The organism is Streptomyces marispadix (genome assembly GCF_022524345.1).
GTDB classification, from domain to species: domain Bacteria; phylum Actinomycetota; class Actinomycetes; order Streptomycetales; family Streptomycetaceae; genus Streptomyces; species Streptomyces marispadix.
In genome coordinates this window covers 5,875,828-5,899,422 of the sequence record NZ_JAKWJU010000002.1, presented here as the reverse complement: position 1 = coordinate 5,899,422, position 23,595 = coordinate 5,875,828, and the positions used below count along the sequence as shown (strand labels likewise).

The following is a 23,595-nucleotide window of genomic DNA, read 5'->3' as shown; positions in this document are numbered from 1 at the left end:
GACCCCCGGTGAGCCCTGCCGACCCCCGGCTGGGACCAGGCACATCGCGCGCCCCCGCGAGGCACACCCGACGGGCGAGGTACGTCTGGCAACACCCCCGCGCTGCGGGCAGCACCCCTGGTGAGACACAGGCTGCGCGGCTGTCGCCTCCCCCGTCGGCAACGGGAGGCTCGATGCATGACGACACCGCTGAGCCATACGGCAGCCTCCCGTCCGACGGCTCCTCCCACGGCCCCTCCCGGGGCCGCCTCCGCCGCCCGCCCCACGTCGCCACCGTCGCCGGCCCGCTCCGGCCCGTACGACCGGCACGCCGACCAGAACGGCGACCAGGAGGGCGACCGGCACGGCAACCAAGACCGGCCCCGGCGGGGCAGCCGTCAGGGAAGCGACTTCGCCCGCCTCCACGCACGGATCGAAGCAGCCGGGCTGATGCGCCGCCGGCCCGGCTACTACACGCTGCGGCTGACGCTCGTGGGCCTGGCGTTCGCCGCCGGGTGGGCCGGGTTCTTCACGCTCGGCGAGAGCTGGTGGCAGCTCGCCGTCGCCGCGTTCCTGGGCCTGGTATTCGGCCAACTCGCCCTGGCCGCCCACGATCTCGCGCACCGTCAGGTCTTCAGCAGGCGACGTCCGAGCGAGATCGGCGGCCTCGTCGTCGGCAACCTGGGCATCGGAATGTCGTACGGCTGGTGGATGAACAAGCACACCCGCCACCACGCAAACCCCAACCACGAGGAACTCGACCCCGACGTGAGTCCCGACATCCTCGTCTGGTCGCAGCGGCAGGCACGCGAGGCGAAGGGACTGCCGCGCTTCGTGGGGCGTCATCAGGCGGCGCTCTTCTTCCCGCTGCTGACGCTGGAGGGCTTCAACCTCCATGTCTCCAGCGTCCGGGCACTGCGCGAGGGGCACATGAAGCGCCGGGTGGTGGAGGGCGTGCTGCTCTTCACGCACATCGGGGCGTATCTCGCCGCGCTCTTGCTGATGCTTCCGCCTGGGATGGCGCTGGCGTTCCTCTTCGTGCACCAGGCCGTCTTCGGCGTCTACCTCGGTTCGATCTTCGCCCCCAACCACAAGGGCATGCCGACGCTCACCGGCGACGACCGCCCCGACTTCCTGCGGCGGCAGGTGCTCACTTCCCGCAACGTACGGGGCGGCCCGCTCACCGACGTCCTGCTCGGCGGGCTCAACCACCAGATAGAGCACCATCTGTTCCCGAGCATGCCCTCGCCGCATCTGCGCAGGGCACGCGCCATCGTCCGCGGCTACTGCGCCGAACTCGGCATCCCGTACCACGAGACGGGGCTCGTCGCCTCATGGCGCGAAGCGCTGCGGCATCTGCGCGAGGTGGGCGCCCCCATACGGGGCTAGGCCGCCCGCCCCTCCCTCACGCGGTATGCGCCGCGGGGAACTCCCGGTCGCGGTCCGGGTGTTCACGCTGCTCCCGCTGCTCCGGCACGGGGTCGTCTCCCGTGCGCGCCGCCGGCGGCGCGCACCCCGCGGACTCGTCCAGCCAGCGCCGCAGTACGCGGTGCACCTGCTCCGCCCCGGCCAGTTCCTCACCGTCCGTCGGGGCGGACAGTTCGCGCGGCGAGAGCAGGAACGCCTCGCTCTGCTCGCCGCCGAGGCCGCCGTGCGAGCCGATCTGCTGCTCGAAGGCGTGGACGTGGCCGGTGTCCGGATCGACCGCAGAGTTGATCATGATGTCGGGGACGTTGCGGTATCCCGCCGTGCGCCGCACCGCCGCCGCGGCACCCGCCCCGTAGTGCGCCAGCGGGTCCGGCCCGCCGGTGATCTCCCCCGTGTCCAGGCGGTGTTCGGCACCGCCCGCACCCAGTACGACGGGCCCGTGGCGCTCGCCGTGCACCAGCAGGAAACCGATGCCGGGATGGTCGGCGAGCGTGCGCAGCAGCGCCGGATGCCGCTTGTCGATCTGCTCCCTCGACATCCGTCCCGGCACGTCCGGGAACGACACCAGCCCGAGGTTGCCGGACGCCAGCACCACCGGGCCCGCGCTCCTCGACGGTGTGCGCTCCTCCTCCAGCGGGCCGTCCTCCGGTCTGTGCAGCGCCGCACGCGCCGCCGCACGCGCCTCCGCGCCGCTGGGCGTGCGCCCCACCCGGCGCGAGACCGGCAGCCCGCATCCCGCCCTCACGAGGTCCTCCAGCGTCAGCCCGTAGGCCCTGCGGAAGGTCTCCCCCGGGCTCTGACCGTGGTCGGAGAGGAGGACCAGCCGGTACGGGCGCGGGGCACGCTGAGCCGCCTTGGCGATCAGCGCCACCGAGCGGTCGAGCCTGCGCAGCACCTGGCACGCGTCCCGGCCGCGAGGCCCCGAATGGTGTGCCACCTCGTCGTAGCCCACGAGGTCGGCGAAGACGGCGCTGCGCCCGCTGAAGACGTCCCCCAGCACCGCCGCGACCACCACGTCCCGCTGGACGACCGTCGCGAAGGCACGGATCAGCGGATACAGCCCGGCGCGAGGCACCCTCGGCCGGTCGCCGCGCAGCCGCGACCGCGTGGACTGCACGACCTCCCGCACGGCCTCGGCGACGAAGGAGACCGCGGTGCGTGTGGCGTTGGCGGGGTCTGAGAAGTAGGCGAAGTAGCCCGCGCGGGAGCGGTTGTCCCGGCCCCGGCGCGCGGCCACCGACACCACGAGCGCGAGCTGGTTGGCACCGCCGCCGAAGAGGTTGCCGCGGCTGGCGCCGTCGACGGCGAGCAGCCCGCGGTCTCCGCTCATCTCGACGGCGCGGCGCTGGAGTTCGGCGGCGCCCGAGGGCCGGTTGCTGATCAGTACCTGCCCCGATTCCTTCTCGTACCAGCGGAAGGCGGGGACGTCCCTGTTGGTGCCGTGGAGGATGCCGAGCTGGCTGGCCCCGGTCTGGGACTGCCAGTCCGTACGCCAGCGGGTCAGCCGGTGTGTGCCCTCGTACATGGCGGCGACGGCGGGCATCAGCGGGGGCCGTCCGTCCGCGGCGGTGACCGCCTCGCGCAGCAGACGGTGTCCGACGCCGTCGAGCTGGAGGAAGACCGTGCCGGGGGTACGCGGCACCGGGCCCAGCCCCTGGCGGCGGCGCCGCCGGTCGGCGAGGCGGGCGAAGCGGCGGCGGTAGGCGCCGTCGTCGCGCACGGCGAGCGCCGTGCTGGCGGCAGACGACGCGGCCGACATCGCGGCGGCCACGACGACGGCCGTGCCGGGGTCGGCCGACCCCCGCCCGTAGGGCACCAGGGAGAGCGCGAGCCACAGCAGCGAACCGTTGAGGAAGAAGACGAGCGTGCCCAGTACGAGCGCGGGGACCAGCAGCAGCGCCCGTACCAGTACGGGCCACACCACCGCGCCGAGCAGCCCGAAGACGCCGGCTCCTATGGCACCCGTGGTGGCGATGTAGGTGGCGCTGTCGCCGTCGGGCGACTGGAGGCGGAAGTCCGGGAGGAGACCGGCGAGCACCAGCAGCGTCAGGGTGCTCACTGCCCACACGGCCAGCACCCGCAGGAGCGCGGCGCCGAGAGAGCGCCAGCGCCGCGGCGTTCCTACGGGCAGGCCCGGCGGGAAGATCCGCAGCCGCATGCCGCCTCCTGACTGTTCGCTCCGCTCGCACATCCACAGGCACGAGAACCCGTCCGATGCGCGGGCTGTTCTCCGATTCTCCACGTTGCGCCCGGCTCGTGGCACGGCGCCCGTCCCGTCCCCGTGCGCCGGGCGCATACGCTCGAAGCACGCGTCGGTCATGCGTCGGGCACGGCGGTCCGGTACGGGCGGGCCGCCGCGGGGCAGATCAACTGGGCGCGGGGCAGATCGACTGGGCGCGGACCGGGGACTTTCGGGCGTCGTACGGACCGGCCCCAGGGTCCGGCCCGATGGGCAGGGAGGAGCAGCGGGTGCCGGTGGAGGTCACATGGTGGGGGCACGCCACCGCCACCGTGCGGGACTCCGGCGTGACGGTTCTCACCGATCCGCTACTGGTGCGGCGCATGGCTCATCTGCGGCGCCGCCGCGGCCCGCTGCCGCCGCCGTCCGCCGCGCTCGCCGACGTGGTGCTGGTGTCCCATCTGCACGCCGACCATCTCCACCTCGGGTCGCTCGCGCTGCTCGCCCCCGGCACGCGCGTCGTGGTACCGCGGGGCGCGCTGCGTGCCGTGCCGGGGCTGCGGCGGCTGGCACCGGTGCTGCGGTTCGACGAGGTGACCGCCGGTGAGTGCCTTGCGGTCGGGGACGTGACGGTGCGTGCGGTGCCCGCCGCTCACGACGGGAGGCGCCTGCCGTACGGGCCGCACCGGGCGCCCGCGCTGGGATACGTCGTCGAGGGCGCCGCCCGTACCTACTTCGCCGGTGACACGGGCCTGTTCGACGGCATGGCGGACGCGGTCGGCGACATCGACGTGGCACTGCTGCCCGTGGGCGGCTGGGGTCCATGGCTCGGCGAGGAGCATCTGGACGCGGAGCGTGCCGCGCGTGCCCTCGGGAGTCTGCGCCCGCGCACGGCGGTGCCGGTGCACTACGGCACGTACTGGCCGATCGGCATGGACGCGGTGCGGCCGCATGAATTCCACGCTCCCGGCGACGAGTTCGTACGCAAGGCGGGGGTACTGGCACCCATGGTCGCCGTCCACCGGCTGGCGCACGGCGAGAGCATGCGGCTGGGGGTGGTCTGATGCCCGCTCGACTCCTTCAGGCCGCGGGTGCGGCAGCCGGTGCATGGGCCGGTGTGGGAGCGGGGGCCGGTGCGGCGATGCCTCCGGAGTCGACGCAGCAGGCCGTCACCTATCCGTCTCTGTTCCTGCTGGTGGTGCTGGGTTCGCTGGTGCCGGTCGTGCCCACGGGGGCGCTCGTCAGCGGCGCGGCGGTGGTGGCCCTGCACCAGAGCGCGCCCGCGCCGGCGCTGGCGGCGGTGCTCGCGGTGGGCGCCGCGGCGGCGTTCCTCGGCGACATCACCCTGTACTGGCTCGGCAGGCGCGGAGTCGACTCCGAGAGCGGATCGCGCTGGCTGGAGCGGCTGAGGGAGCACGCGCCGCCCCGGCGTCTCGGCCAGGCCCAGGACAGGCTCCGCGAACACGGTATCGCCGTGCTCGTCGTCTCGCGGCTCGTGCCCGCGGGGCGAATACCGGTGATGCTGGCCTGTCTCCTCGGGAGGATGCGCACCCGGCAGTTCGTACGCGGCGATCTGCCCGCATGTCTCGTCTGGGCGGTGACCTACCAGCTCATCGGACTGCTGGGCGGCTCCCTCTTCCCCGAGCCGTGGGAGGGCGTCGTGGCGGCAGTCGCCCTCACCGTCCTCATCAGCGCCGCGCCCGCCGTCTGGCGCAGGCTGCGGCCCAGCGGCCCCGGCTGACCGGTCGGCTCCCCCGGTCGCTCTCCCCCGGGGTCTCCCGACTCCCGCCGTGATCCGCCGGCTTCGGTCTCCGGTGCCTCCGGCCTCACGGACCGTCCGGATGAGCGCTCAGCGGCCCAGTACGCGCGACGCCCCCACCGGAAGGTCCCACAGATCGGCGCGCGGCCGCCCCGCCGCCGCCCACGCCGCCCTCACCCGCTCCAGCGGCTGCATCGGCGGCTCCGCCGAGAGCAGGAACGTCCCGTAGTGCATGGGCGCCATCACGCGCGCACCCACGTCCCGGCAGGCGCGCACCGCCTCCTCGGGAGAGGTGTGCACGGGCTTCAGCATCCAGCGCGGCTCGTACGCGCCGACCGGCAGCAGCGCCACATCGATGCCGGGGCAGCGGCGGCCGATCTCGGAGAACCAGTGGCCGTAGCCCGTGTCGCCCGCGAAGTAGACGCGCTGCTGCGGCAGTCGAGGCCCGCTGCCGACACAGGTGAGCACCCATCCGCCCCACAGCGAACGGCACGTGTCCCACAGCGTCCTTCGTGACCAGTGGTGCGCGGGCACGAACTCGAAGCGGACGCGGCGGCCGTCGCCCGAGGGCAGCTCCGCCGCCTCCCACCAGTCCAGCTCCGTGACGCGGGTGAAGCCCCGCCTGCGGCACCAGCGTCCGAGCCCGGCGGGTACGAACAGGCGTGTACGGCGCGGCAGCCTGCGGAGCGTGGGGGCGTCGAGGTGGTCGTAGTGGTTGTGCGAGATGACCACGGCGTCTACCGGGGGCAGATCGTCCCAGGCGACTCCGGGAGGCGTGACACGGGGCGGGGTGCCGAGGATGCGGCGCGACCAGACGGGGTCCGTCAGCACGGTCAGCCCACCGAGGCGCAGGACCCAACTGGCGTGCCCCGCCCAGGTGACGGCCGTCTCTCCGGGGCGTGGCTCGGGCAGCGGGCCCGGTTCGCAGGGGAGGCGCGCGACGTCGCCGAGCGTCCCGGGTGCCGGGCGCAGCGAGCCCTCGCGTGCGACGCGCAGGAGCGCCCGTACGTCGGGGAGCGGCGCGGTGAGGCGGTGGGCGAAGCTACGCGGCCAGAAGCGCTTGGCGCCTACGGGGTGCAGCACCGGCGGCGGCACGGGCGGAGACTCGGCAGCGGGTAGCGGCCCCGATTCGGGCTCGGCGGGCGGGAGTTCGACGGGGGCGAGGACGCGGGCCCGCGCATCGGGGCCGGCGGCGGCCCGGGCTCCCGGCCGCGCACCGAGGCCCGCCGCATCGGGAACGGCCGCGGCATCGGGAACGGCTGCGGCATGGGTGACGGCCGTCGCTCTCGACGCGGGCTTCGTGTCCGCCGCCGATTCCTCCTCCGCCTCCGCCTTGCCTGCTTTGTCCGTGTCCTGAGCGGTGAGCGTCCGGTCCGGTTCCACAGTCACCCCCGGAGGGCCGTCAGTTCGGTAAGGGCAGATTGCACCGATTCCAGTACCCGGCTGTCCGCGGGCGATGCCGGAGGCGCACACGTGAGGGAGCCCGTCAGGAGACCGCCGGACAGCCGCACCCGCAGGGCCTTCGGGTCGTCGCCGAAGCGGTGCCCGCCGCACGCGTACGGGCCGAACATCCGCACCAGCTCGGCCTCCAGACCCAGCGAGTCGCCGATGCCGCGTGCGCCGAGACGGGCGCGCACCGGCTCGAAGTCGGCGTACAGATGCCGCCCCACCCTCGGCGGACGGCACAGCACCCCGGCACCGGTGACGACGCGGTGCAGGTCCTTCAGCACCGCCCCGTACGCACGTGCCGTGTCCGCTCGTCGCTTGCGGAGCGCCGGGGGCTCGGTGAGCGCGTCGGCGACGGCGGCGTCGTCCGGGCCGCTCAGCCCGGTACGCAGCACCTTCAGCACCTGCCGTACGGACTCGGCGAGCCCCCGTCCGCGCCCGCTGTCCGGGAAGCGGGCCACCCCGGCGGCGGGGACGCGGGCGGGCAGCGTCTCGCCGAGCCCGGTGAGCACGACGACCGCGTCGCTCTCGCGTCCGCCGTGGATCATCTCGGCGGGGCTCACGACGACCGTGCTGTGCGGTGCGTGCGAGGTCTCGCGCCAGGTCTCGTCGCTGACCACGAGCAGCCGCTCGTCGCCCGCGACCTCGATCACCTCGTGCAGCAGTTCCGGGGGCGCCGCGGTGCCGGTGCAGTCGTCGGCGACGGAGAGCACCAGCACCCGCGGATCGTGACCGTCGCCCCTTACGCGGCGCACGGTCTCGCGCAGCGCGACGGGATCGGGCACTCCCCCGCACTCGGCCGGTACGGGGACGGTGTGCAGCGGGCGGTTCAGCAGCTCGGCCTGTGGCGCGTACCAGCCCTCGCAAGGCCTGGGGGTCAGCACCGCGCCGCAGCCGGTCGTGGCCAGTACGGCGAAGAGCAGCAGCGCCGGGCTGGGAGCGGCGAGTACCTGTTCGGGGCGGGTGACGATGCCCCGGCGGTGCCAGTAACCGCAGGCGGCGACGGCGGTGGCGGAGCGGCCCTGCCGGTGGTCCTCACTGCCGTCCATCGCCACGCCTCCGCCGTCGTGACGCCACCGCCGTGCGTCAGCAGCGGGCGGTCACGTCAAATCGGACAACGCACAACGAATCCACCTTCGCAGACATCGCGAGGTCGGCGCGCGACGAACCGTGGTCGCCAGACGCAGCGGGGCGGACCACCGGGGGCAGGGTCGGGGCCGTGCCGTGGCGCCCCGTGTGCGCTCAGCGCGAGCGCCTCAGCTTCCCCAAGTGCTCCTCGACGCCCCGGCCCCGGTTGCGCACGATCGCCTCGGCCAGCTCGGCCAGTCTGCGGTTGGTGCGCTGGGAGAGCGTACGCAGCAGACCGAACGCCTCCTCCGCGTCACAGCCCTCCCGGCCCATGACGATCCCGCACGCCTGGTCCACCACGGGCCGCGAGCGCAGCGCCGAGTTGAGCTGCTCGACCTCGACGAGCGCCTTCCGGTAGCGGCGGTCACGGCCCAGCACCCCGGCCGCCAGCTCCGCCAGTTCGGCGCCCTTGCGCTCGTCCACGCCCGCCAGGCCGTGCGGGCGGAACGCGTAGAGGCTGACCGTCAGCACGGTGCCCTCGTGCCGGTACGGAAGCGTCGCGCAGGCACGCAGACCCCGCTGGAGCGACATGGCACGGAAGCGGGGCCAGCGTGTCTCGGACAGCACGTCGCTCACGGTCACGGGCCGCCCGCTCGCGAGCGCGGCGGGCACGGGCCCCTCCTCGTACTCCCACTGCACGGCGACGAGCCCGGACACATCGGGGTGCGTCACCGCGGCCGCCGGGCCCTCCGGCGACTCGGCGAGCCGGCCGCCCGCCGCGTCGGTGAGCGTGACCGCCGCCGCGCAGCTTCCGCGCGTACCGGCCAAGGCGCGCTCCGCGAGTTCGGTGCAGCCACGGGTCACGGAGATCTCGCCGCCGCGCTCGTCCACGTTCTCCGGGGGCAGCAGCGAAGGGACCCTCACGGCGAGAGAACTGTCGAGTGAGGCGTCGAGGGGGCCAGGCGATCGCGGGTTCTCCACACGCGTTCGGCTGCCCGTGAACAGTGGCGGGAAACGGCCGGATGTGCACAGAACAGGCGGAGTTGGTGAATGTAGCGCGACGATGCCCTGACGCTTCCCTGACCAGCGGCGCCCGCTAGGTTTGCTTCCCATGACCGATGTAGAGGGCTTCGGTGCCGAACTCGCCGATTTCCGCAGACGAGTCGAGGAGCTTCTGGCCGCCCGTTCCCTCCCTGACGGCGAGCGGCTGCTCTCGCTCGACGCCGCGCTCATCGAGCTGCGGCATGTCGCCGAGGTGCTGTGGCCCCGCTACGAGGAGCTGATGGCGGCAGGACGCCGCAGCGGCACCCGCAGCGACGGACAGGAGCAGCAGCTTCTGCGCTCCCTCTTCCACCGGCTTCCCGTGCCCGTCGTGGTGCTCGACAAGGACGCGGTCGTACGGCGGCTGAACCTCGCGGCGACGCAGCTCTTCGGTGTACGCGCCGGGTACGCGGCGGGGCGTTCGCTCACGGGCTCGCTGACGCACGAGGGGCGGCCCGTGCTCCGTACGCAGGTCGCGGCCGTGGCCCGGGGCGAGGGCGCACGCAGCCTGCGGGTGCGGCTGCTCCACCCGGACGCGGCCCCGGGCGGGCGCGGCACCGGAAACGGCCGCGACGGCGGGAGCGACCCGGACGGCGGGAAGGGCAGGAACGACGGGAGCGGCGGCAACGGTCCGGGCGGAGCGGACACCGGGGGTTCACCTCACATGGACCTCCGTGTCACCCTCACCGCACTGTCCGCTCCGCAGGACGCACGCAGCGGTGTCCTCGCCGTCTTCCAGCCCGTGGTGGCGAGCCCGGAGGGGTACACCGCCGACGTGCCTCCGGCGGAGCCGGACACGACAGCCGCCCCCGACCTTGACGAGATGTCCCGGCACTCCGAACTCCTCGATCTCGTCGACGACATGACCTCCGCGCTGCTCACCTCAGAGCGCGCGCCGGAGGCCGTGGCCGCACGCGCCGCCTCGGTGCTCCATCAGCGCTTCGCCGACTGGGTCGTCGTCGACCTCGGCGACCGGGACGCGCTGGGCAGGGCGGTGGTGCTCGGCCCCGACGAGAGGGTCCGCGAGGCGATCATGCGGCAGGACCCTCGCTCGGCCCCGCTGGTGAAGGACGCCGTGGAGAACGGTACGGCCGCTCTCCAGGCACGTGCCGACGACTTGGAGGCCTTCGGTTTCGACGAAGGCGGCTCGGCGGTGCTCATACGTGCCGGGGTCGGCTCGCTGATCTGCGTACCGCTCTCGACGGGGCGGCGCCCCGGCGCGTACGGCGCCGAAGGTGACGGGGGCGACGGCGGCGCCGGAGGTCAGGGCCGCACATGCGGGGTTCTGACGCTCTTCCGTACGGGCCGAGGGCGGGTCTTCGAACTCTCGGAGGCCGGGGCCGTTCAGCGCATCGCACGGCACATCGCGCTGGCGATGGGGAGCTGACGCCGGGAGCGGTGGGTCATGCGGCGGCGAGCCTGCTGCTGTGGTGTTCCCGCTCGGCGCCGGCTTGACCGGCCTGGCTGTCTTGGCTGTCTTGGCTGTCTTCCCGCGCGAGATCCGCATCGACTTCCCGCTGAAGCCGCTCACACGTACGGCTGATCAACCGCGACACATGCATCTGCGAAATCCCCAGCCGATCCGCGATCTTCGTCTGCGTCATATCGCAGAAGAACCGCAAATACAGAATCCGCCGCTCACGCTCCGGCAACCGCCGCAACCTCGGCGCCACCGACTCCCGATACACCACCCGGTCAAACCCCGGCTCACCACACCCCAACGTATCCACCAGCGAATACCCGTCATCCGACCCCGGCAACTCAGCATCCAAGGACAACGTGCTGAAACTCTCCAACGCCTCCAACCCCACCAGCACATCCTCCTCCGACAACCCGCAGAACTCCGCGATCTCACCCACCGACGGACCACGCTCACCCGACACCAGAGCCAACTCACGCCGCGCCGACCGCACCCGATTCCGCAACTCCTGCACCCGCCGCGGCACATGCACCCCCCACATATGATCCCGGAAATGCCGCTTGACCTCCCCCACGATCGTCGGCACCGCAAAACTCTCAAACGCACACCCCCGCCCCGGATCGAAACGACCCACCGCCTTCACCAGACCCAACGCCGCCACCTGACGCAGATCCTCCAAAGACTCCCCCCGATTACGGAAACGCAACGCCAACCGCTCCGCCATCGGCATCCACGCCCGCACCACCTCCTGCCGCAACTCCTCCTTCTCACGCCCCTCAGGCAACGACGCGATCCGACGGAATTCAGCAGCAGTATCCGGCGCATCATCATGCGAATGACGCGCACCACCGGAAACCACAGAAGACACCATCAACGCTCAACCTCCCCAACGACGGCTGCCGAACAGCAACACCGCAGGAGAGGCACAAGCGGAAACAGACCCCAAAACCAAGGCCCGAGCGGACACACACGTCCCACTCCCGCGGCTGTGCCTTCTTGCCGAAGCACTCGACCCACCGAATGCCCGAGCCTCCGGGCAGCAAACGTCAACGCCCGCTCAGTCGCTGAGGCTTGGGACACATGGGGGCGGGGGCGCTGCGGCGCGAGCCGTGGCGAGAGGCGGCGCAGGGGCGAGAGGCCGGGCCGAAGCCGCGGCCGGGTCCGGGCGCGGTCCGGGGTCTGGGGTCCGGGTCCGAGGTCAGGGGTCTGGGGCCTGGGGTCTGGGGCCCGATCACGATGCGGAGCGTCCCGGTGGCGCCGGGTTTCCTGCCCGTCCGGCCGGTAACCCGGGGGCCCATGGCCACCCCGACGGCGTCGACGTGCGGCTGCCCCGCGCATCCCGCGTGCCGCCCGTACCTCGCGGCCCGCGAGGCTGCGCGGGCGCCTCGTCCGACGCCGTCCGACACCGGCGGGCGGGTCCGGCCACGGCGGCCCGCAGTTCCGGCCGCGGCATCGGGCCGTGCACCGGCCGGGCGCCCGCCGGCAGCGGAGAGGAGCGCACTCCATGTCCGAGAAGGTTTCCGACTACATTCTGCGCAGGCTGCGTGAGTGGGGCGTCGAGCACGTCTTCGGCTATCCCGGCGACGGCATCAACGGCCTGCTCGCCGCCTGGGAACGTGCGCAGAACGAGCCGCGCTTCGTACAGGCGCGGCACGAGGAGATGGCGGCCTTCGAGGCTGTCGGCTACGCCAAGTTCCGCGGCACGCTGGGCGTTTGCACCGCGACGTCGGGTCCGGGCGCGGTCCATCTGCTCAACGGGCTCTACGACGCCAAGCTCGACCATGTGCCGGTGGTGGCGGTCGTCGGCCAGACGGCGCGTTCCGCGATGGGCGGCTCGTATCAGCAGGAGATCGACCTGCATTCGCTTTTCAAGGACGTCGCCTCGGAGTTCCTGGAGACGGTGACGGTCCCCGAGCAGTTGCCCAACGTGCTGGACCGCGCCGTCCGCACCGCATACGCGCGGCGGGCACCCACCGCGGTCATCGTCCACTCCGATGTGCAGGAGCTCGAATACCGGGCGCCCGGCCACGAGTTCAAGATGGTGCCCTCCAGTCTCGGCAGCAGCGGATGGCACACCGAACCGTCCGAGGGGGCACTCGACCACGCCGCCGAGATCCTCAACTCCGGTAAGAAGGTGGCCATTCTGGCCGGGCAGGGCGCACGCGGCGCCCGCACCGAGGTGGAGCAGACCGCCGGGAAGCTTCAGGCCGGGGTGGCGAAGGCGCTGCTCGGGATGGACGTCCTGCCGGACACCCTGCCGTATGTCACGGGCCCGATCGGGCTGCTGGGCAGCCGCCCCAGCTACGAGATGATGCGCGACTGCGACACGTTCCTCACCATCGGATCGAGCCTGCCCTACAGCCAGTTCCTGCCGCCGTACGGCAAGGCGCGGGCCGTGCAGATCGACCTGGACCCGCATATGGCGGGGATGCGCTACCCGTACGAGGTGAACCTCATCGGCGACGCCGCGTCCACGCTGCGGCGGCTGCTGCCCAAGCTCCGTCAGAAGGACGAAGGCACGGAGTGGCAGGAGGAGTTGGCGGCCTCCGTCGACCGGTGGAAGGAGATCATGAAGCGCCGCGCCGAGGTGAGCGCGGACCCCGTGAACCCCGAGTACGTCGCGCACTGCCTCGATCCGCTGCTTCCCGACGACGCGATCATCACCGCCGACTCGGGTTCCGCGACCAACTGGTACGCGCGGCACCTGACGATGCGCGGCACCATGCGCGGTTCGCTGTCGGGCACGCTGGCGACGATGGGCTGCGCCGTCCCCTATGCGATCGGCGCGAAGTTCGCCCACCCGGACCGGCCGGTGATCGCACTCGTCGGCGACGGCGCGATGCAGATGAACGGCCTCGCCGAACTCGTCACGCTCGCCAAGTACCGGATGTCCTGGGACGATCCGCGATTCGTGATCGGGGTGTGGAACAACCGCGACCTCAATCAGGTCACTTGGGAGATGCGGGCGATGAGCGGCTCGCCGCAGTTCGTGCCGTCGCAGTCCCTGCCGGACGTCTCCTACGCGGCGTTCGCACGCTCGCTCGGCATGACCGGCATCAGGGTCGAGACGCCGGGGGACGTGGAGGAAGCCTGGCGGCAGGCGCTCGCGGGGGACGGTCCGGCCCTGGTCGAGTTCATGACGGACCCGTCCGTGCCGCCGATTCCGCCGCACGCCGACTGGGACCAGATCGAGGCGACCGTGGCGTCGATCGTGAAGGGCGACACCGACCGCAGGTCGGTGGTCAAGCAGGGCTTCAAGGCGAAGCTCCAGGACTTCCTTCCGGGCGGGCGGCCTCATCCGTCCGACGGCGCCGAGGAGTCGGAGAGGCCGCGCGAAGCGGAGAGGCTCTCCGCACCGGACGGGAAACCCGACGGGAGCACGGACGAGGAGCCCGGGGCCCGCGACGGCGGCAAGCATGGGCGGAAGCATTCGAAGCGGGACTCCCGGGACGCCCGCAAGGATTCCCGCAAGGACTCCCGTAAGGACTCCAGGAAGGACGCGCGGCGGGAGGCCAAGGCCGGGAAGAAGCGCGGGCGCGGAGGCGGACATCGGCCCGAGCACGAGCGGGCGGCCAAGGGCACGGAAGCGTGATGTCCGCCCGCACCGCCCGCAGTGACCGTTCCGCCCGCAGTGACCGTTCCGCCCGCAGTGGCCGTACCGCTCGCACCACGACGAAGGCGCACACCGGTGTGCAGCATGCGGAGCCCGGCACCGGCACCGCCTCGGCGCCGCGAGAGTTCGACCACTCACGCGCGCCCGTCCTCGACGCCCTCGCCCGCTACAAGCGCGGCATGCACGGCCGTAACTTCTCCCCGCCCGGCCATAAACAGGGCGGGGGCGCCGACCCCCGGGTGCTCGACGTGCTGGGTGCCGACGTCTTCGCCTCCGACGTGCTCGCGATGAGCGGACTCGACGACCGGCGCATGTCGAACGAAGTGCTGGGCCAGGCACAGGAGTTGATGGCGGACGCCGTCGACGCCGAGCACACCTACTTCTCGACGTGCGGCAGTTCGCTCTCCGTCAAGTCCGCGATGCTCGCGGTCGCCGGGCCCTACGAGAAGCTGCTGGTGGCCCGCAACGCCCATAAGTCGGTCGTCTCCGGGCTGGTGCTGGCGGGCATCGACCCCGTATGGGTGGAGCCGCGCTGGGACGAGGGCGCGCACCTCGCCCATCCGCCCGGCCCCCAGGAGGTCGCGGACGCCTTCGACCGCGAGCCGGACGCCAAGGGCATGGTGCTCATCACCCCCACCGCGTACGGGACTTGCGCCGACATCAACGGTGTCGCCGGGGTCTGCCACGAGCGCGGCAGGCCCCTGATCGTCGACGAGGCGTGGGGCGCGCATCTGCCGTTCCACCCGGACCTGCCGAGCTGGGCGATGGACGCCGGAGCGGACGTGTGCGTCACCAGCGTGCACAAGATGGGCGCGGGGCTGGAGCAGGGCTCGGTGTTCCATCTCCAGGGGTCGCTCGTCGATCCGACGGTGCTGAAGCTGCGCGAGGACCTGCTGGGCACGACCAGCCCGTCCGTGCTGATGTACGCCGCGCTGGACGGCTGGCGACGGCAGATGGTCCAGCACGGGAAGGAACTCCTCGACGGCGCCCTGTCGTCGGCGGCCGGGCTGCGCCAGGAGATCAGCGCGCTGCCGGGCCTGGAGACGCTCTCGTCCCGGCTGGTGGGTCCTGGACCGGCCTTCGAGCACGATCCCCTCGTGCTCGTCGTCGACGTGTCGGGCCTGGAGACCAGCGGCTATGCCGTCGCCGACAGGCTGCGCGAGGAGTTCGGCGTCAACGTCGGCCTCGCCGACCACCGCCGCGTCATCGCCAACGTCACGCACGCCGACGACGAGGCGTCGGCGTCGGCGCTGCTGGAGGCGCTCACCGCCGTCTCCTCACGGCGCGGGGCGCTGCCGCCGCCCGCCGCCGTACGTCTGCCCCGACCGGCGGAGCTGCGGCTCGAATCGGTGATGCTGCCGCGCGACGCGTACTTCGGGCCCGTTGAGCAGGTGCCCGTGGAGGAGGCCGTGGGACGCGTCGCGGCCGAGCACGCCAGCCCCTATCCGCCGGGGGTGCCGGTGGTCGTGCCGGGCGAGCGGATCGGGCAAGCGGTCGTGGAATACCTGCGTACGGGCGTGGAGGCGACCATGTATGTGCCCGACACGGCGGACCCTTCGCTGCGCACGATGCGCGTGGTCGCCAACGACGCGGCGGGGAGGGCGAGTCGGGGATCGTCCGGGGCGCAAGATCGGCGGGACGGGACGGCTGAGCCGGGTGGACCCGGCGGAGAGGCGGGCGGCGGTGCGAAGGGTGCGTAGGGCCTCGCTCGCCCGCGGGCCGGGACTCCCCCGCGGTCCGCGCGGCGCGGCGAGCATCGGTACGGAAGAGGCCACCGTCCGCTACCTCATGTACGGTCTGCTGCCCTCCTGGCTGGTGCCCGGACTGGCCGACCGGTGGCTGCACCGGCGCACCCGCATCGAGAACTCACCGGGGACGCGGGAGTCCCTGATCCACTCGCTGATGATGTCGGAGATCGGCTTCCCCATCGCACTGACCTTGCTGTACGAGGTCAATCCGCTGCTGCTGACCGTACAGTCGGCCGCCGCCGTCGCCCACGAGGCGACCGCCGTGTGGGACGTACGGACCGCGCACCACAGCGACCGCGAGATCAAGCCGGTCGAGCAGCATGTGCACAGCTTTCTGGAGTCGCTGCCGTTCGGGGCGCTGGCGTCGCTGATGTGCCTGCACCCCGGCCAGGTCGAGCTGCTGCTGCGGGGCGGGCGGGGCGAGAGGACCGCCTGGCGGCTGATTCCGCGGCGCCGGCCGCTGCCGCGGCCGTATCTGGCGGGGATCACGGCGGGGGTGCTCCTGTGCGTCGTGCTTCCCTACGCGGAGGAGTCGATGCGCTGTGCGCGAGCGAGCGCACGGCGTGCCGGGCACCGGGACGAGGCGGAGTCGTAGCGCGACCGCTCAGCCAACCGCCCTGATTCCCTGGGGCGTTGAACGGCCCAGAAGGCCGAGCCGGGAGGCGGAGGGCGTGGGAGGACGCGCCGCCTCCCACGCCCTCCGCCTCCCGGGCATCCGCGTCATGACTCCCGGGCGCGTGCGCCCTCCCGCGTACGGCCTGGCGTGACCGGGCGGTCCGGGTGGCGCCGCAGATATTCGGCCTCCAGCTCGGTCATACGGACGCTGTGCGCGGAGAGCGCGTCGTCCGGCGCGTGCAGCAGGGTGTCGTGCCGGGTGCGGTGGATGGTCTCCAGCTCCTTGAGGAGGTCCGCGTCGGAAAGGTCGCGGGGGTCGATTCCCATGGGTTCCCTCTCGGTGTCGCTGACTGCTGCTTCGCGGCGGACCTGCCAGGACGCCCGTGCGGGCGGGTTTCCTCGTGTGGTCCGCGGCCGTACGGGTACCCGGCTTCGGCAATCCAAGGAGGGAATCAATGGAACTCGGATTCCTCGGTCCGCTCTTCGAGCGCCAGGGCCCTTGGGCGTCGGTCTACTTCGACACGACGACGGCCTCCGAGGACGCCGCCGCCCGCCAGAAGCTCAACGCGAAGTCGGCACGGGAGCAGCTCAAGGACGAAGGCGCAGACGAAGCCACATGCCGCGCCGTGCACGACAGGCTCGTGTCGTTCCCTCGAGGGCAGGAACCGCCCGGTCACGCGGTCTTCGCCACGGACGGCGAGATCGTCCTGGACGTCGAGCTGACCGCCCCGCCGCCCGGCGGAGGCCCTCTCGTCGCCTGGCAGGCGCTTCCCCGTACCGGCCCCCTGATCGAACTGGCCGCCGCCGATCCCCCGGGCCTGGTGGCCTACATCGACCGCAAGGGCGCCGAATTCGAGCTGACGGGGTCCCTCGGCGCACAGGCCGCGGGCCGTGTCACCGGCGCCGACTGGCCGGTGCACCGCACCCCCACCGGCGACTGGTCGGAGCGGCACTTCCAGACGGCGGTGGAGAACACCTGGGAGCAGAACGCCGCCGAGATCGCCGACGAGCTTCGCGTCCGCTGGGAGAAGTGCGGCGCCGAGGTCCTCGTGCTGGCCGGGGACGCCCGCGAGCGCAACGCCGTGTACGACCGTCTGCCGCCCGACCTGCGGGAACGTACCGTCCAGGCGGAACACGGCGTACGTGCCGACAGCGGTCCCGAGGGCCCCGCCGCGAACACCGCGGGCGGCCGGAGGCTGCTCGCCGAGGAGATCGCGCGGGCGCGGGCCGACTATGCGCGGCAGCGGGTCGCCACCGCGCTGGAGCGCTTCCAGGCGGGACGGGCGCCGAGCGAGGACGGCCGTATCGACGCCGTCGAGGGCGTGCCCGCGCTGGTGGAGGCCGCACGTGAGCATCGCATCGCCGTGCTGCTCGTACGTCCCGAGGGGCCGGACCTGCACCGGGACGTGTGGGTGGGCGACGAGCCCGGCCAGTTGGCGGCCCGGCGCAGCGAGCCGCAGTATCTGGGCGCCACGGAGCCCTCGCCGGCGCGTGCCGACGACGCGCTGCTGCGTTCCGCGGCGGCGACGGGCGCCGACGTGCTGTGCGTGAGGGACTCCGACGTGCCGGAGGGCGTGCCGCGGGACCTGCCCGACGGCGGGCTGGGCGCGCTGCTGCGCTGGCCGTACGAAGGAGCACCCGAAGGAGGTGGAGCCGGTGGCGGACAACATGCAACGTGGCAGTGACCGGTTGAACGTCCACAGGGACGACGAGGCCAAGCGGGAGATGCAGGGCCGTATCCGGTCCGGGCACTCCACACGGGCCGAGGAGTGGGACGACCCGGAGCCCGGCGCCGACGACGACCCGGAGGTCACCGACCGGCCCGTCCCGGTGCCGGGCGCGGCGGACCCGGATGAGGCGGAAGCCGAGGCCCTGCGCTCCGATTTGGCGCGCCATCTGGGGCGGGCTGCCTTCCCCGCCGACCGGGAGGGCCTCAAGCGGACGCTGATGGACCAGTACGCGCCGGACTCCCTGGTGGAGACCGTGCGGGAGCTGCCCAAGGGCGGCGACACATACGGGAACGTGCAGGAGGTGATGGCCGCGCTGGGGCGCAAGCCGCAGGCGTGAGCATCGGGCGCCGGGCTCAGGGGCGAGCCCGGCGCCACCTGGACGGTTGCGTTCCGTCCGTCCCAGGGAAGCGGGTCCCGCCCGGCCTCCGAGGCGGCGGAGCCCGCTTCCGCGCGTATGTGCACCGGCCTCGATGAGATCCCTGTGAATCCGGATGCGGGGGTGGCGAGCGTGCGACCGGCGGCTACGGGAGCGGCGGCGGGGCGCGGGCGGCCGAGGTTTACGGACATCGCGGGCGAGCAAGCGAAGCCTCATGTCGACCTTCACCGACCGAGTGGGGCGCGGTCTGCGCAGTCTCAGCCGTTCACGTCCTCAGGGCCTCCGCGACCTCAAGGGCGCGTCAGCTCACGGCCGTACGCGGGCGGCGACGGCCTCTTCGCCTCCGTCCGGCACCAGGTCGTGGCGTGACTGGCCCGCGTCGCGGGCGTGGTCGGCGGCCGACCGGCGGGTCTTCGAGATCGTGGCGCGGCGTGACTGGCCCGGCCCCGAGCGGGTGCTGCCTGGACTGAGCCGCAGCGCCAACCAGGGGCGGCTGTGGTTCGCGGTGGCGGGCGCCATCGCGCTGTCGAACACCCCGCGGGCCCGCAGATGCGCCGCGCGGGGGCTCGCCTCGCTGGCGGTCGCCTCGGCCACGGTCAACACCCTGGGCAAGCGCTCGGTGCGGCGGGATCGTCCGCTGCTCGACGCGGTGCCGCTGATACGGCAGTTGAACCGCCAGCCGGTGACCACGTCCTTCCCCTCGGGGCACGCGGCGTCGGCCGCCGCGTTCGTCACGGGTGTGGCTCTGGAGTCGCCGCGCTGGGGCGCGGCCGTCGCCCCGATCGCGGCGGCGGTGGCCTTCTCACGTGTCTATACGGGCGTCCACTACCCCAGCGACGTGCTCGTGGGGGCGGCCCTGGGCGTGGGGTCCGCGTTCGCGGTACGGGGCGTGGCCCCGACGCGTTCCCAACTGCCTTCGCCAGGGCGTCCGTTGGCGGACGCACCCGCGATGCCGGAGGGTTCGGGGCTGGTGCTGGTCGCCAACTCCTCGTCGGGATCGCGGATGGACGACTTCGGCCCCGGTACGGGTGCGGTGCGCGCCGACCTCGTGAAGCCCGCCGAGGCCGCCGAGGCCGCCGGAGCCGCCCAGGCCGCCGAGGAGCCCGCGGCGCTGAGCGTCGTACGGAACATGCTGCCCAAGGCGGAGATCGTCACGTGCGACCCGAAGTCCGGGGGGCTGCCCGGCGCGCTCACCGAAGCCGCCCAGCGCGCCGCGGAGTTGGGCGGTGCGCTCGGCGTCTGCGGCGGCGACGGCACCGTCAACGCCGCCGCGGCCCGCGCCGTACGGGCGGGCGTGCCGCTGGCGGTGCTGCCGGGCGGCACGCACAACCACTTCGCCTTCGACCTCGGCATCGAGGAGTTCGCGGACACCTGCCGTGCCGTGCAGACGGGACAGGCGGTCGCCGTGGACCTCGGCCGGTTCACACCGCAGCCGGAGCCAGGCGGGAGGCTTCCTGAGCGGGGGCAGGAGCAGGAGCCGGGCTACTTCCTCAACACCTTCAGCCTCGGCGCGTATCCGGAACTGGTGCGCATCCGCGAGCGCTGGGCCCATCGCATCGGCCCATGGCCCGCGGGTGTGCTGGCGGCGCTGCGTGTGCTGCGTACGAGCGGGCCGGTGGAGGCCGGACTCGGCGGCAAGGAGCGTGCGCTGTGGCTGCTCTTCGCGGGCAACTGCGCCTACCGCGTGGGCATGGCCCCCGTACGGCGCCACGACCTCGCCGACGGGATGCTCGACGTACGCATCGTCAAGGCGGGCCGATGGGCGCGTACGCGGTTGTTCATAGCGGCCCTCACCAGCGCGGTGGACCGCTCGCCGCTGCACAGCACGGCGCGGCTGCGGCGGCTGATGATCAGCGACATCCCGCCGGGCACCCACCTCACCTACGACGGCGAAGTGGCAAGGGCGCCGGGGAGGTTGCTGCTCGACAAGCAGCACGAGGCGCTGACGGTGTACCGGCCGCTCGACGTATGAGGGCGGGCGCTGCCGCTGGGACGCCGGTGTCGGCATGCGGGGGCGCCGGTGCCCACGTGCCGGGCCGCCGTTCCCACAGCCGGTGTCCGCCCGGCAGCCGGTGTCCGTATGGCGGTCCGCGGTCGTCCCCGGAGGCGGCGCGGCATAGCCTGCGGCCATGGCGGAGCGTGAAGAGACCGAAGAGACCGAAGGGGCCGAAGAGACCGATGGGGCCGGGGCGGAGACCGGTGCGGAGACCGCCATCTATACGCACGGCCACCACGAGGCGGTGCTCCGCTCGCACACGTGGCGCACGGCGGCCAACTCGGCCGGTTATCTCCTGGAGCAACTGAAGCCCGACGCAAGGGTGCTGGACATCGGCTGCGGTCCGGGCACCATCACCGCGGACCTGGCGGCGCTCGTGCCGCAGGGTTCCGTCACCGTCGTCGACCACGCGCCTGGCGTGCTGGAGCGGGCGCGGGAGACGGCCGCCCGGCGCGGTCTGGAGAACGTCGAGTTCGAGACGGGCGACGTACATGCGCTCGGCCACCCCGACGACACCTTCGACGTGGTGCACGCGCATCAGGTGCTGCAACACGTGGGCGATCCGGTGCGGGCGCTGCAGGAGATGCGGCGGGTGTGCGCTCCGGGCGGCATCGTCGCGGCACGGGACGCCGACTACGGCGCGATGTTCTGGTTCCCGCTGGTCGAAGGGCTCGCTCACTGGCAGGAGCTGTACCGGCGGGTGGCGCGCGCCAACGGCGGCGAGCCAGACGCCGGTCGCCGACTGCACGCCTGGGCAAGGCAGTCGGGGCTGCGGGAGGTGACCGCCTCGTCGTCGGTGTGGTGCTTCGCCACCGCCGAGGACCGTGCGTGGTGGAGCGAGTCATGGGCGGAACGCACCCTCGCGTCCTCCTTCGCGACGTCCGCCGTGGAGGGCGGGCACGCCACGAGGGAGCATCTGCGCGAGGCGGCGGAGGCGTGGCGGGAGTGGGGCGCGGACGCCGACGGCTGGTTCGCGGTGCCTCACGGGGAGATCCTGTGCCGGGCCTGACGTGCGCCGAGACGCCCAACTAGGCTGCTGCGCATGGACATTCTGGGGACTTCACTGCGCGTCTGCGTCGACGATCTGGATGCCGCGGTTCCGGCGTACGAGAGGCTGGCGAGCACCGAGGCGGTGCGATTCACGCAAGGGCCGGTCGCGGTCGCGGCCGTGGGGCCCTTCTTCTTGATGAGCGGCCCCTCGGAGCATCTGGAGATCCTGCGCAAGATCGCGGCGACGCTCGCGGTGAAGGACGTGGCCGAGGCGGTCGCCGATCTGGAGGCGGTCGGCGCCCAGATCGTCGCGGGCCCCAAGGAGACCCCGATCGGGCGCAGCGTCATCGCCCGCCACCCTGACGGCAGCGTCTTCGAGTACGTCGACCGGCAGGAGTCGGGCAGCTAGAGCCCCCGGGGCGCCCGCGGGCACCCCGGGTCCTTGCACCGGGCCCCGCCCACCCGGACCCTCGCCGGGCTCCCGGTGGGGTCCGGCCCAGCCTTGGCCGACTGCCTTGGCCGACTCCCTTGCGTGGGCGGCTACTTCGCGTAGGACTCCCCGAACGTGGGTGAGTCCTCGTCCGACAGTCCGAAGTCGGCGGGGCCGAAGAGGGCGGCGGCGCCCGTGTCAGGGCCGTCGCCGCCGCCGGGCACCAGCCAGGCCGCGCCCTTGAAACGGCCGCCGGCCGGGGCGCTGCCCTCCCAGGGGGCGCCCACCGCCAGGTCGGCCTTGCGGTCGCCGTCGACATCGGTGAGGCGTACCCCTTCGCCGAACCGGTCCTGCCTCTCGGGCTTCGCCTTCACATCCGACTCGTCGAGGAGGCGTGCGCCCTCGCCCGTGAGACCGTCGTCGCCTCCGCGGAGGAAGAGGACGGTGCCCGCGCTGTTCTCCGCGTCGCCCTTGCGGCTTCGGGGTGCTCCGGCGACGACGTCGGCGTATCCGTCGCCGTCGACGTCCCCGGCGTCCAGCGTGGTGAACACGTCGCTGTCGTTGAGGTCTTCGCCGTCGCCGGGCACGCCCGGGGTGTCCGCGTCGATGGTCTCCGTACGGCGTCCGGGGCCGTCCTTCGTGCCGTAGGCGACCTCGACCGCGCCCCTGCCGACGTCCTCGCCGCGCGGGGAGACGATCAGGTCTCCGTGTCCGTCCTCGTTCACGTCGCCGACGACGGCGGTCTCGCCGTCGGGCACCCGTGAGCTGTCGGGCTTGCCGAAACCGTCCTTGCCGCCCCTGTAGTAGTTGCCGCGCCAGGTGAGTTCGGACCAGTCCGACTCACCGTCGTCGTCTGTGTGGAAGGTCAGCAGGTCGCTCCGGCCGTCGCCGTCGACGTCGCCTGAGACCAGGTCGGCGACGCGGAGGCTGCCCGTGGGGTCGTCGGGAAGCTCCGGGGCGGGGATCGCGTCGGTGGCGGCCGGGTCGCCGTCCCGGTCGAAGGGACCCTTGAGCAGACCGTCGTCCGAACCCGGGTTCAGGGCCAGGTCGGCATGGCCGTCGCCGTCGAAGTCGCCTGCCGCGAGGGGGGTTTCATACGAGCCGGAGGAAGCGCCGTCGACGGCCGTGCCGCCGCGCAGGCCCCCGGCGGAGCCCCACAGGATGATCACGGCGCTGCCGTCGACCTCCTCGGCGGTGGTCACGGCGAGGTCGGTGTAGCCGTCGCCGTCGAAGTCGCGGGCGTGGGCCTCCGCGCCGAAGGCGGCCTCCTCTTCGATCTCGCCCGGCACTCCGTCGTCGTCCTGGGTGATCAACTGGCAGCGCACGGAACGTTCGTCGCCGCGGGAGCCGTAGGTGACGGCCACATGCCCGGCGAGGCGCTTGCCGTGCAGGTCGCCGCCCGGTCCGGCGGCAGCCAGGTCGGTGTGTCCGTCGCCGTCGAAGTCGGCCTGGGCGGAGGCCATTCCGTCGGGTCCGTCGGGTGCGCCCACCGCCGAAGTGCGGCTCTGCCGACGGTCGTCGTGCCCGGAGGTCTTCTCGCCGTGCCCGGACTTCGGTCCCCCGTCCGATCGGGCTTCCGTGGTCCGGCACTCCTTGGCCGCGCGGTGCGGGACGGACGTCACGGCGTAGGCCGTATAGAGGAGCAGGGAGACGACGAGGGTCACGGCGGCGACGGAGACGATGCGGACGGTGCGGTCGCGTGGGAGGGCGCCGAGGTTCAAAAGGGGGCTCCATCAGGGCTTGGTCAGAGCCTGCGGAAAGGCTTCGGGACTTCGGT

General features: G+C 72.9%; 19 protein-coding genes. 12 read left to right on the top strand and 7 right to left on the bottom strand.

The window, feature by feature from the left end; all coding sequences use genetic code 11:
• Window positions 1-177 precede the first annotated feature (177 nt).
• Window positions 178-1,368, top strand: a complete 1,191-nt coding sequence (locus MMA15_RS24525) for a fatty acid desaturase family protein (RefSeq protein ID WP_241062341.1) — start codon at window positions 178-180, stop codon at window positions 1,366-1,368.
• A 16-nt stretch (window positions 1,369-1,384) separates the two neighbouring features.
• Here MMA15_RS24525 and MMA15_RS24520 read toward each other — a convergent pair whose 3' ends face one another.
• On the bottom strand, window positions 1,385-3,565 hold the full coding sequence (locus MMA15_RS24520) for a phage holin family protein (protein WP_241062340.1): 2,181 nt from the start codon (window positions 3,563-3,565) through the stop codon (window positions 1,385-1,387).
• A gap of 311 nt (window positions 3,566-3,876) precedes the next feature.
• On the opposite strand from MMA15_RS24520, the gene MMA15_RS24515 reads away from it, so the two are divergent.
• Entirely contained in the window at window positions 3,877-4,650 is a 774-nt protein-coding gene (locus tag MMA15_RS24515; protein WP_241063453.1) for an MBL fold metallo-hydrolase, read from the top strand.
• Between the two features lie 77 nt (window positions 4,651-4,727).
• On the top strand, window positions 4,728-5,327 hold the full coding sequence (locus MMA15_RS24510) for a DedA family protein (RefSeq protein ID WP_241063451.1): 600 nt from the start codon (window positions 4,728-4,730) through the stop codon (window positions 5,325-5,327).
• Between the two features lie 108 nt (window positions 5,328-5,435).
• Here the strand turns inward: MMA15_RS24510 and MMA15_RS24505 are convergent, their stop codons facing one another.
• The 3 genes from MMA15_RS24505 to MMA15_RS24495 form a co-directional block, all read right to left on the bottom strand.
• On the bottom strand, window positions 5,436-6,734 hold the full coding sequence (locus MMA15_RS24505) for an MBL fold metallo-hydrolase (RefSeq protein ID WP_372498298.1): 1,299 nt from the start codon (window positions 6,732-6,734) through the stop codon (window positions 5,436-5,438).
• Complete coding sequence (locus tag MMA15_RS24500) at window positions 6,731-7,840, bottom strand: aminotransferase class I/II-fold pyridoxal phosphate-dependent enzyme (protein WP_241062339.1); 1,110 nt, start codon at window positions 7,838-7,840, stop codon at window positions 6,731-6,733. Before MMA15_RS24500 ends, MMA15_RS24505 begins: the two co-directional genes overlap by 4 nt.
• Window positions 7,841-8,033: 193 nt before the next feature.
• On the bottom strand, window positions 8,034-8,840 hold the full coding sequence (locus tag MMA15_RS24495) for a GAF and ANTAR domain-containing protein (RefSeq protein ID WP_241062338.1): 807 nt from the start codon (window positions 8,838-8,840) through the stop codon (window positions 8,034-8,036).
• Window positions 8,841-8,970: 130 nt separating this feature from the next.
• On the opposite strand from MMA15_RS24495, the gene MMA15_RS24490 reads away from it, so the two are divergent.
• Window positions 8,971-10,287, top strand: coding sequence for a PAS domain-containing protein (locus tag MMA15_RS24490; protein WP_241062337.1), 1,317 nt, complete (start codon window positions 8,971-8,973; stop codon window positions 10,285-10,287).
• 16 nt (window positions 10,288-10,303) lie between these two features.
• On the opposite strand, the gene MMA15_RS24485 is transcribed toward MMA15_RS24490, so the two are convergent.
• Entirely contained in the window at window positions 10,304-11,191 is an 888-nt protein-coding gene (locus tag MMA15_RS24485) for a SigB/SigF/SigG family RNA polymerase sigma factor (RefSeq protein ID WP_241062336.1), read from the bottom strand.
• A 633-nt stretch (window positions 11,192-11,824) separates the two neighbouring features.
• Here MMA15_RS24485 and MMA15_RS24480 point away from each other — a divergent pair.
• Genes MMA15_RS24480 through MMA15_RS24470 form a run of 3 tightly spaced genes read left to right on the top strand, consistent with a single transcriptional unit; the run spans window position 11,825 to window position 16,276 of the window.
• Window positions 11,825-13,912 (top strand): thiamine pyrophosphate-requiring protein, encoded by a 2,088-nt coding sequence (locus tag MMA15_RS24480; RefSeq protein ID WP_372498297.1) that lies wholly within the window; start codon window positions 11,825-11,827, stop codon window positions 13,910-13,912.
• A complete protein-coding gene (locus tag MMA15_RS24475) occupies window positions 13,912-15,633 on the top strand; it encodes an aminotransferase class I/II-fold pyridoxal phosphate-dependent enzyme (RefSeq protein WP_277400534.1) in 1,722 nt (573 codons plus the stop codon). Before MMA15_RS24480 ends, MMA15_RS24475 begins: the two co-directional genes overlap by 1 nt.
• Window positions 15,617-16,276 carry a diguanylate cyclase gene (locus MMA15_RS24470; protein ID WP_308290586.1) on the top strand — a complete coding sequence of 220 codons (660 nt, stop codon included), beginning with the start codon at window positions 15,617-15,619 and terminating at the stop codon, window positions 16,274-16,276. Before MMA15_RS24475 ends, MMA15_RS24470 begins: the two co-directional genes overlap by 17 nt.
• Before the next feature lie 125 nt (window positions 16,277-16,401).
• Here MMA15_RS24470 and MMA15_RS24465 read toward each other — a convergent pair whose 3' ends face one another.
• Window positions 16,402-16,623, bottom strand: coding sequence for a DUF6158 family protein (locus MMA15_RS24465; RefSeq protein ID WP_241062335.1), 222 nt, complete (start codon window positions 16,621-16,623; stop codon window positions 16,402-16,404).
• Between the two features lie 128 nt (window positions 16,624-16,751).
• On the opposite strand from MMA15_RS24465, the gene MMA15_RS24460 reads away from it, so the two are divergent.
• From MMA15_RS24460 to MMA15_RS24440, 5 genes are all read left to right on the top strand, one after another.
• Window positions 16,752-17,981 (top strand): baeRF2 domain-containing protein, encoded by a 1,230-nt coding sequence (locus tag MMA15_RS24460; RefSeq protein WP_241062334.1) that lies wholly within the window; start codon window positions 16,752-16,754, stop codon window positions 17,979-17,981.
• A complete protein-coding gene (locus MMA15_RS24455) occupies window positions 17,965-18,363 on the top strand; it encodes a DUF2795 domain-containing protein (protein ID WP_241063444.1) in 399 nt (132 codons plus the stop codon). Before MMA15_RS24460 ends, MMA15_RS24455 begins: the two co-directional genes overlap by 17 nt.
• A 253-nt stretch (window positions 18,364-18,616) precedes the next feature.
• Window positions 18,617-20,374, top strand: coding sequence for a bifunctional phosphatase PAP2/diacylglycerol kinase family protein (locus tag MMA15_RS24450; protein WP_241062333.1), 1,758 nt, complete (start codon window positions 18,617-18,619; stop codon window positions 20,372-20,374).
• Window positions 20,375-20,531: 157 nt separating this feature from the next.
• Window positions 20,532-21,407, top strand: coding sequence for a class I SAM-dependent methyltransferase (locus MMA15_RS24445; RefSeq protein WP_241062332.1), 876 nt, complete (start codon window positions 20,532-20,534; stop codon window positions 21,405-21,407).
• Window positions 21,408-21,440: 33 nt separating this feature from the next.
• Window positions 21,441-21,797 carry a VOC family protein gene (locus MMA15_RS24440; protein WP_241062331.1) on the top strand — a complete coding sequence of 119 codons (357 nt, stop codon included), beginning with the start codon at window positions 21,441-21,443 and terminating at the stop codon, window positions 21,795-21,797.
• Window positions 21,798-21,928: 131 nt separating this feature from the next.
• Here MMA15_RS24440 and MMA15_RS24435 read toward each other — a convergent pair whose 3' ends face one another.
• The gene (locus MMA15_RS24435) at window positions 21,929-23,539 is read right to left on the bottom strand and encodes an FG-GAP and VCBS repeat-containing protein (RefSeq protein WP_241062330.1); all 1,611 of its coding nucleotides are present in this window, start codon (window positions 23,537-23,539) and stop codon (window positions 21,929-21,931) included.
• Between the last annotated feature and the right edge of the window lie 56 nt (window positions 23,540-23,595).

Excerpts from the sequence above, each read along its gene's own strand:
- MMA15_RS24460 (WP_241062334.1), top strand. The coding sequence starts at position 16,752 with ATGGAACTCGGATTCCTCGGTCCGCTCTTCGAGCGCCAGGGCCCTTGG.
- MMA15_RS24445 (WP_241062332.1), top strand. The coding sequence starts at position 20,532 with ATGGCGGAGCGTGAAGAGACCGAAGAGACCGAAGGGGCCGAAGAGACC.
- MMA15_RS24485 (WP_241062336.1), bottom strand. The coding sequence starts at position 11,191 with ATGGTGTCTTCTGTGGTTTCCGGTGGTGCGCGTCATTCGCATGATGAT.
- MMA15_RS24475 (WP_277400534.1), top strand. The coding sequence starts at position 13,912 with ATGTCCGCCCGCACCGCCCGCAGTGACCGTTCCGCCCGCAGTGACCGT.
- MMA15_RS24480 (WP_372498297.1), top strand. The coding sequence starts at position 11,825 with ATGTCCGAGAAGGTTTCCGACTACATTCTGCGCAGGCTGCGTGAGTGG.
- MMA15_RS24510 (WP_241063451.1), top strand. The coding sequence starts at position 4,728 with ATGCCTCCGGAGTCGACGCAGCAGGCCGTCACCTATCCGTCTCTGTTC.
- MMA15_RS24520 (WP_241062340.1), bottom strand. The coding sequence starts at position 3,565 with ATGCGGCTGCGGATCTTCCCGCCGGGCCTGCCCGTAGGAACGCCGCGG.
- MMA15_RS24490 (WP_241062337.1), top strand. The coding sequence starts at position 8,971 with ATGACCGATGTAGAGGGCTTCGGTGCCGAACTCGCCGATTTCCGCAGA.
- MMA15_RS24455 (WP_241063444.1), top strand. The coding sequence starts at position 17,965 with ATGCAACGTGGCAGTGACCGGTTGAACGTCCACAGGGACGACGAGGCC.
- MMA15_RS24500 (WP_241062339.1), bottom strand. The coding sequence starts at position 7,840 with ATGGACGGCAGTGAGGACCACCGGCAGGGCCGCTCCGCCACCGCCGTC.
- MMA15_RS24465 (WP_241062335.1), bottom strand. The coding sequence starts at position 16,623 with ATGGGAATCGACCCCCGCGACCTTTCCGACGCGGACCTCCTCAAGGAG.
- MMA15_RS24450 (WP_241062333.1), top strand. The coding sequence starts at position 18,617 with ATGTCGACCTTCACCGACCGAGTGGGGCGCGGTCTGCGCAGTCTCAGC.
- MMA15_RS24440 (WP_241062331.1), top strand. The coding sequence starts at position 21,441 with ATGGACATTCTGGGGACTTCACTGCGCGTCTGCGTCGACGATCTGGAT.
- MMA15_RS24525 (WP_241062341.1), top strand. The coding sequence starts at position 178 with ATGACGACACCGCTGAGCCATACGGCAGCCTCCCGTCCGACGGCTCCT.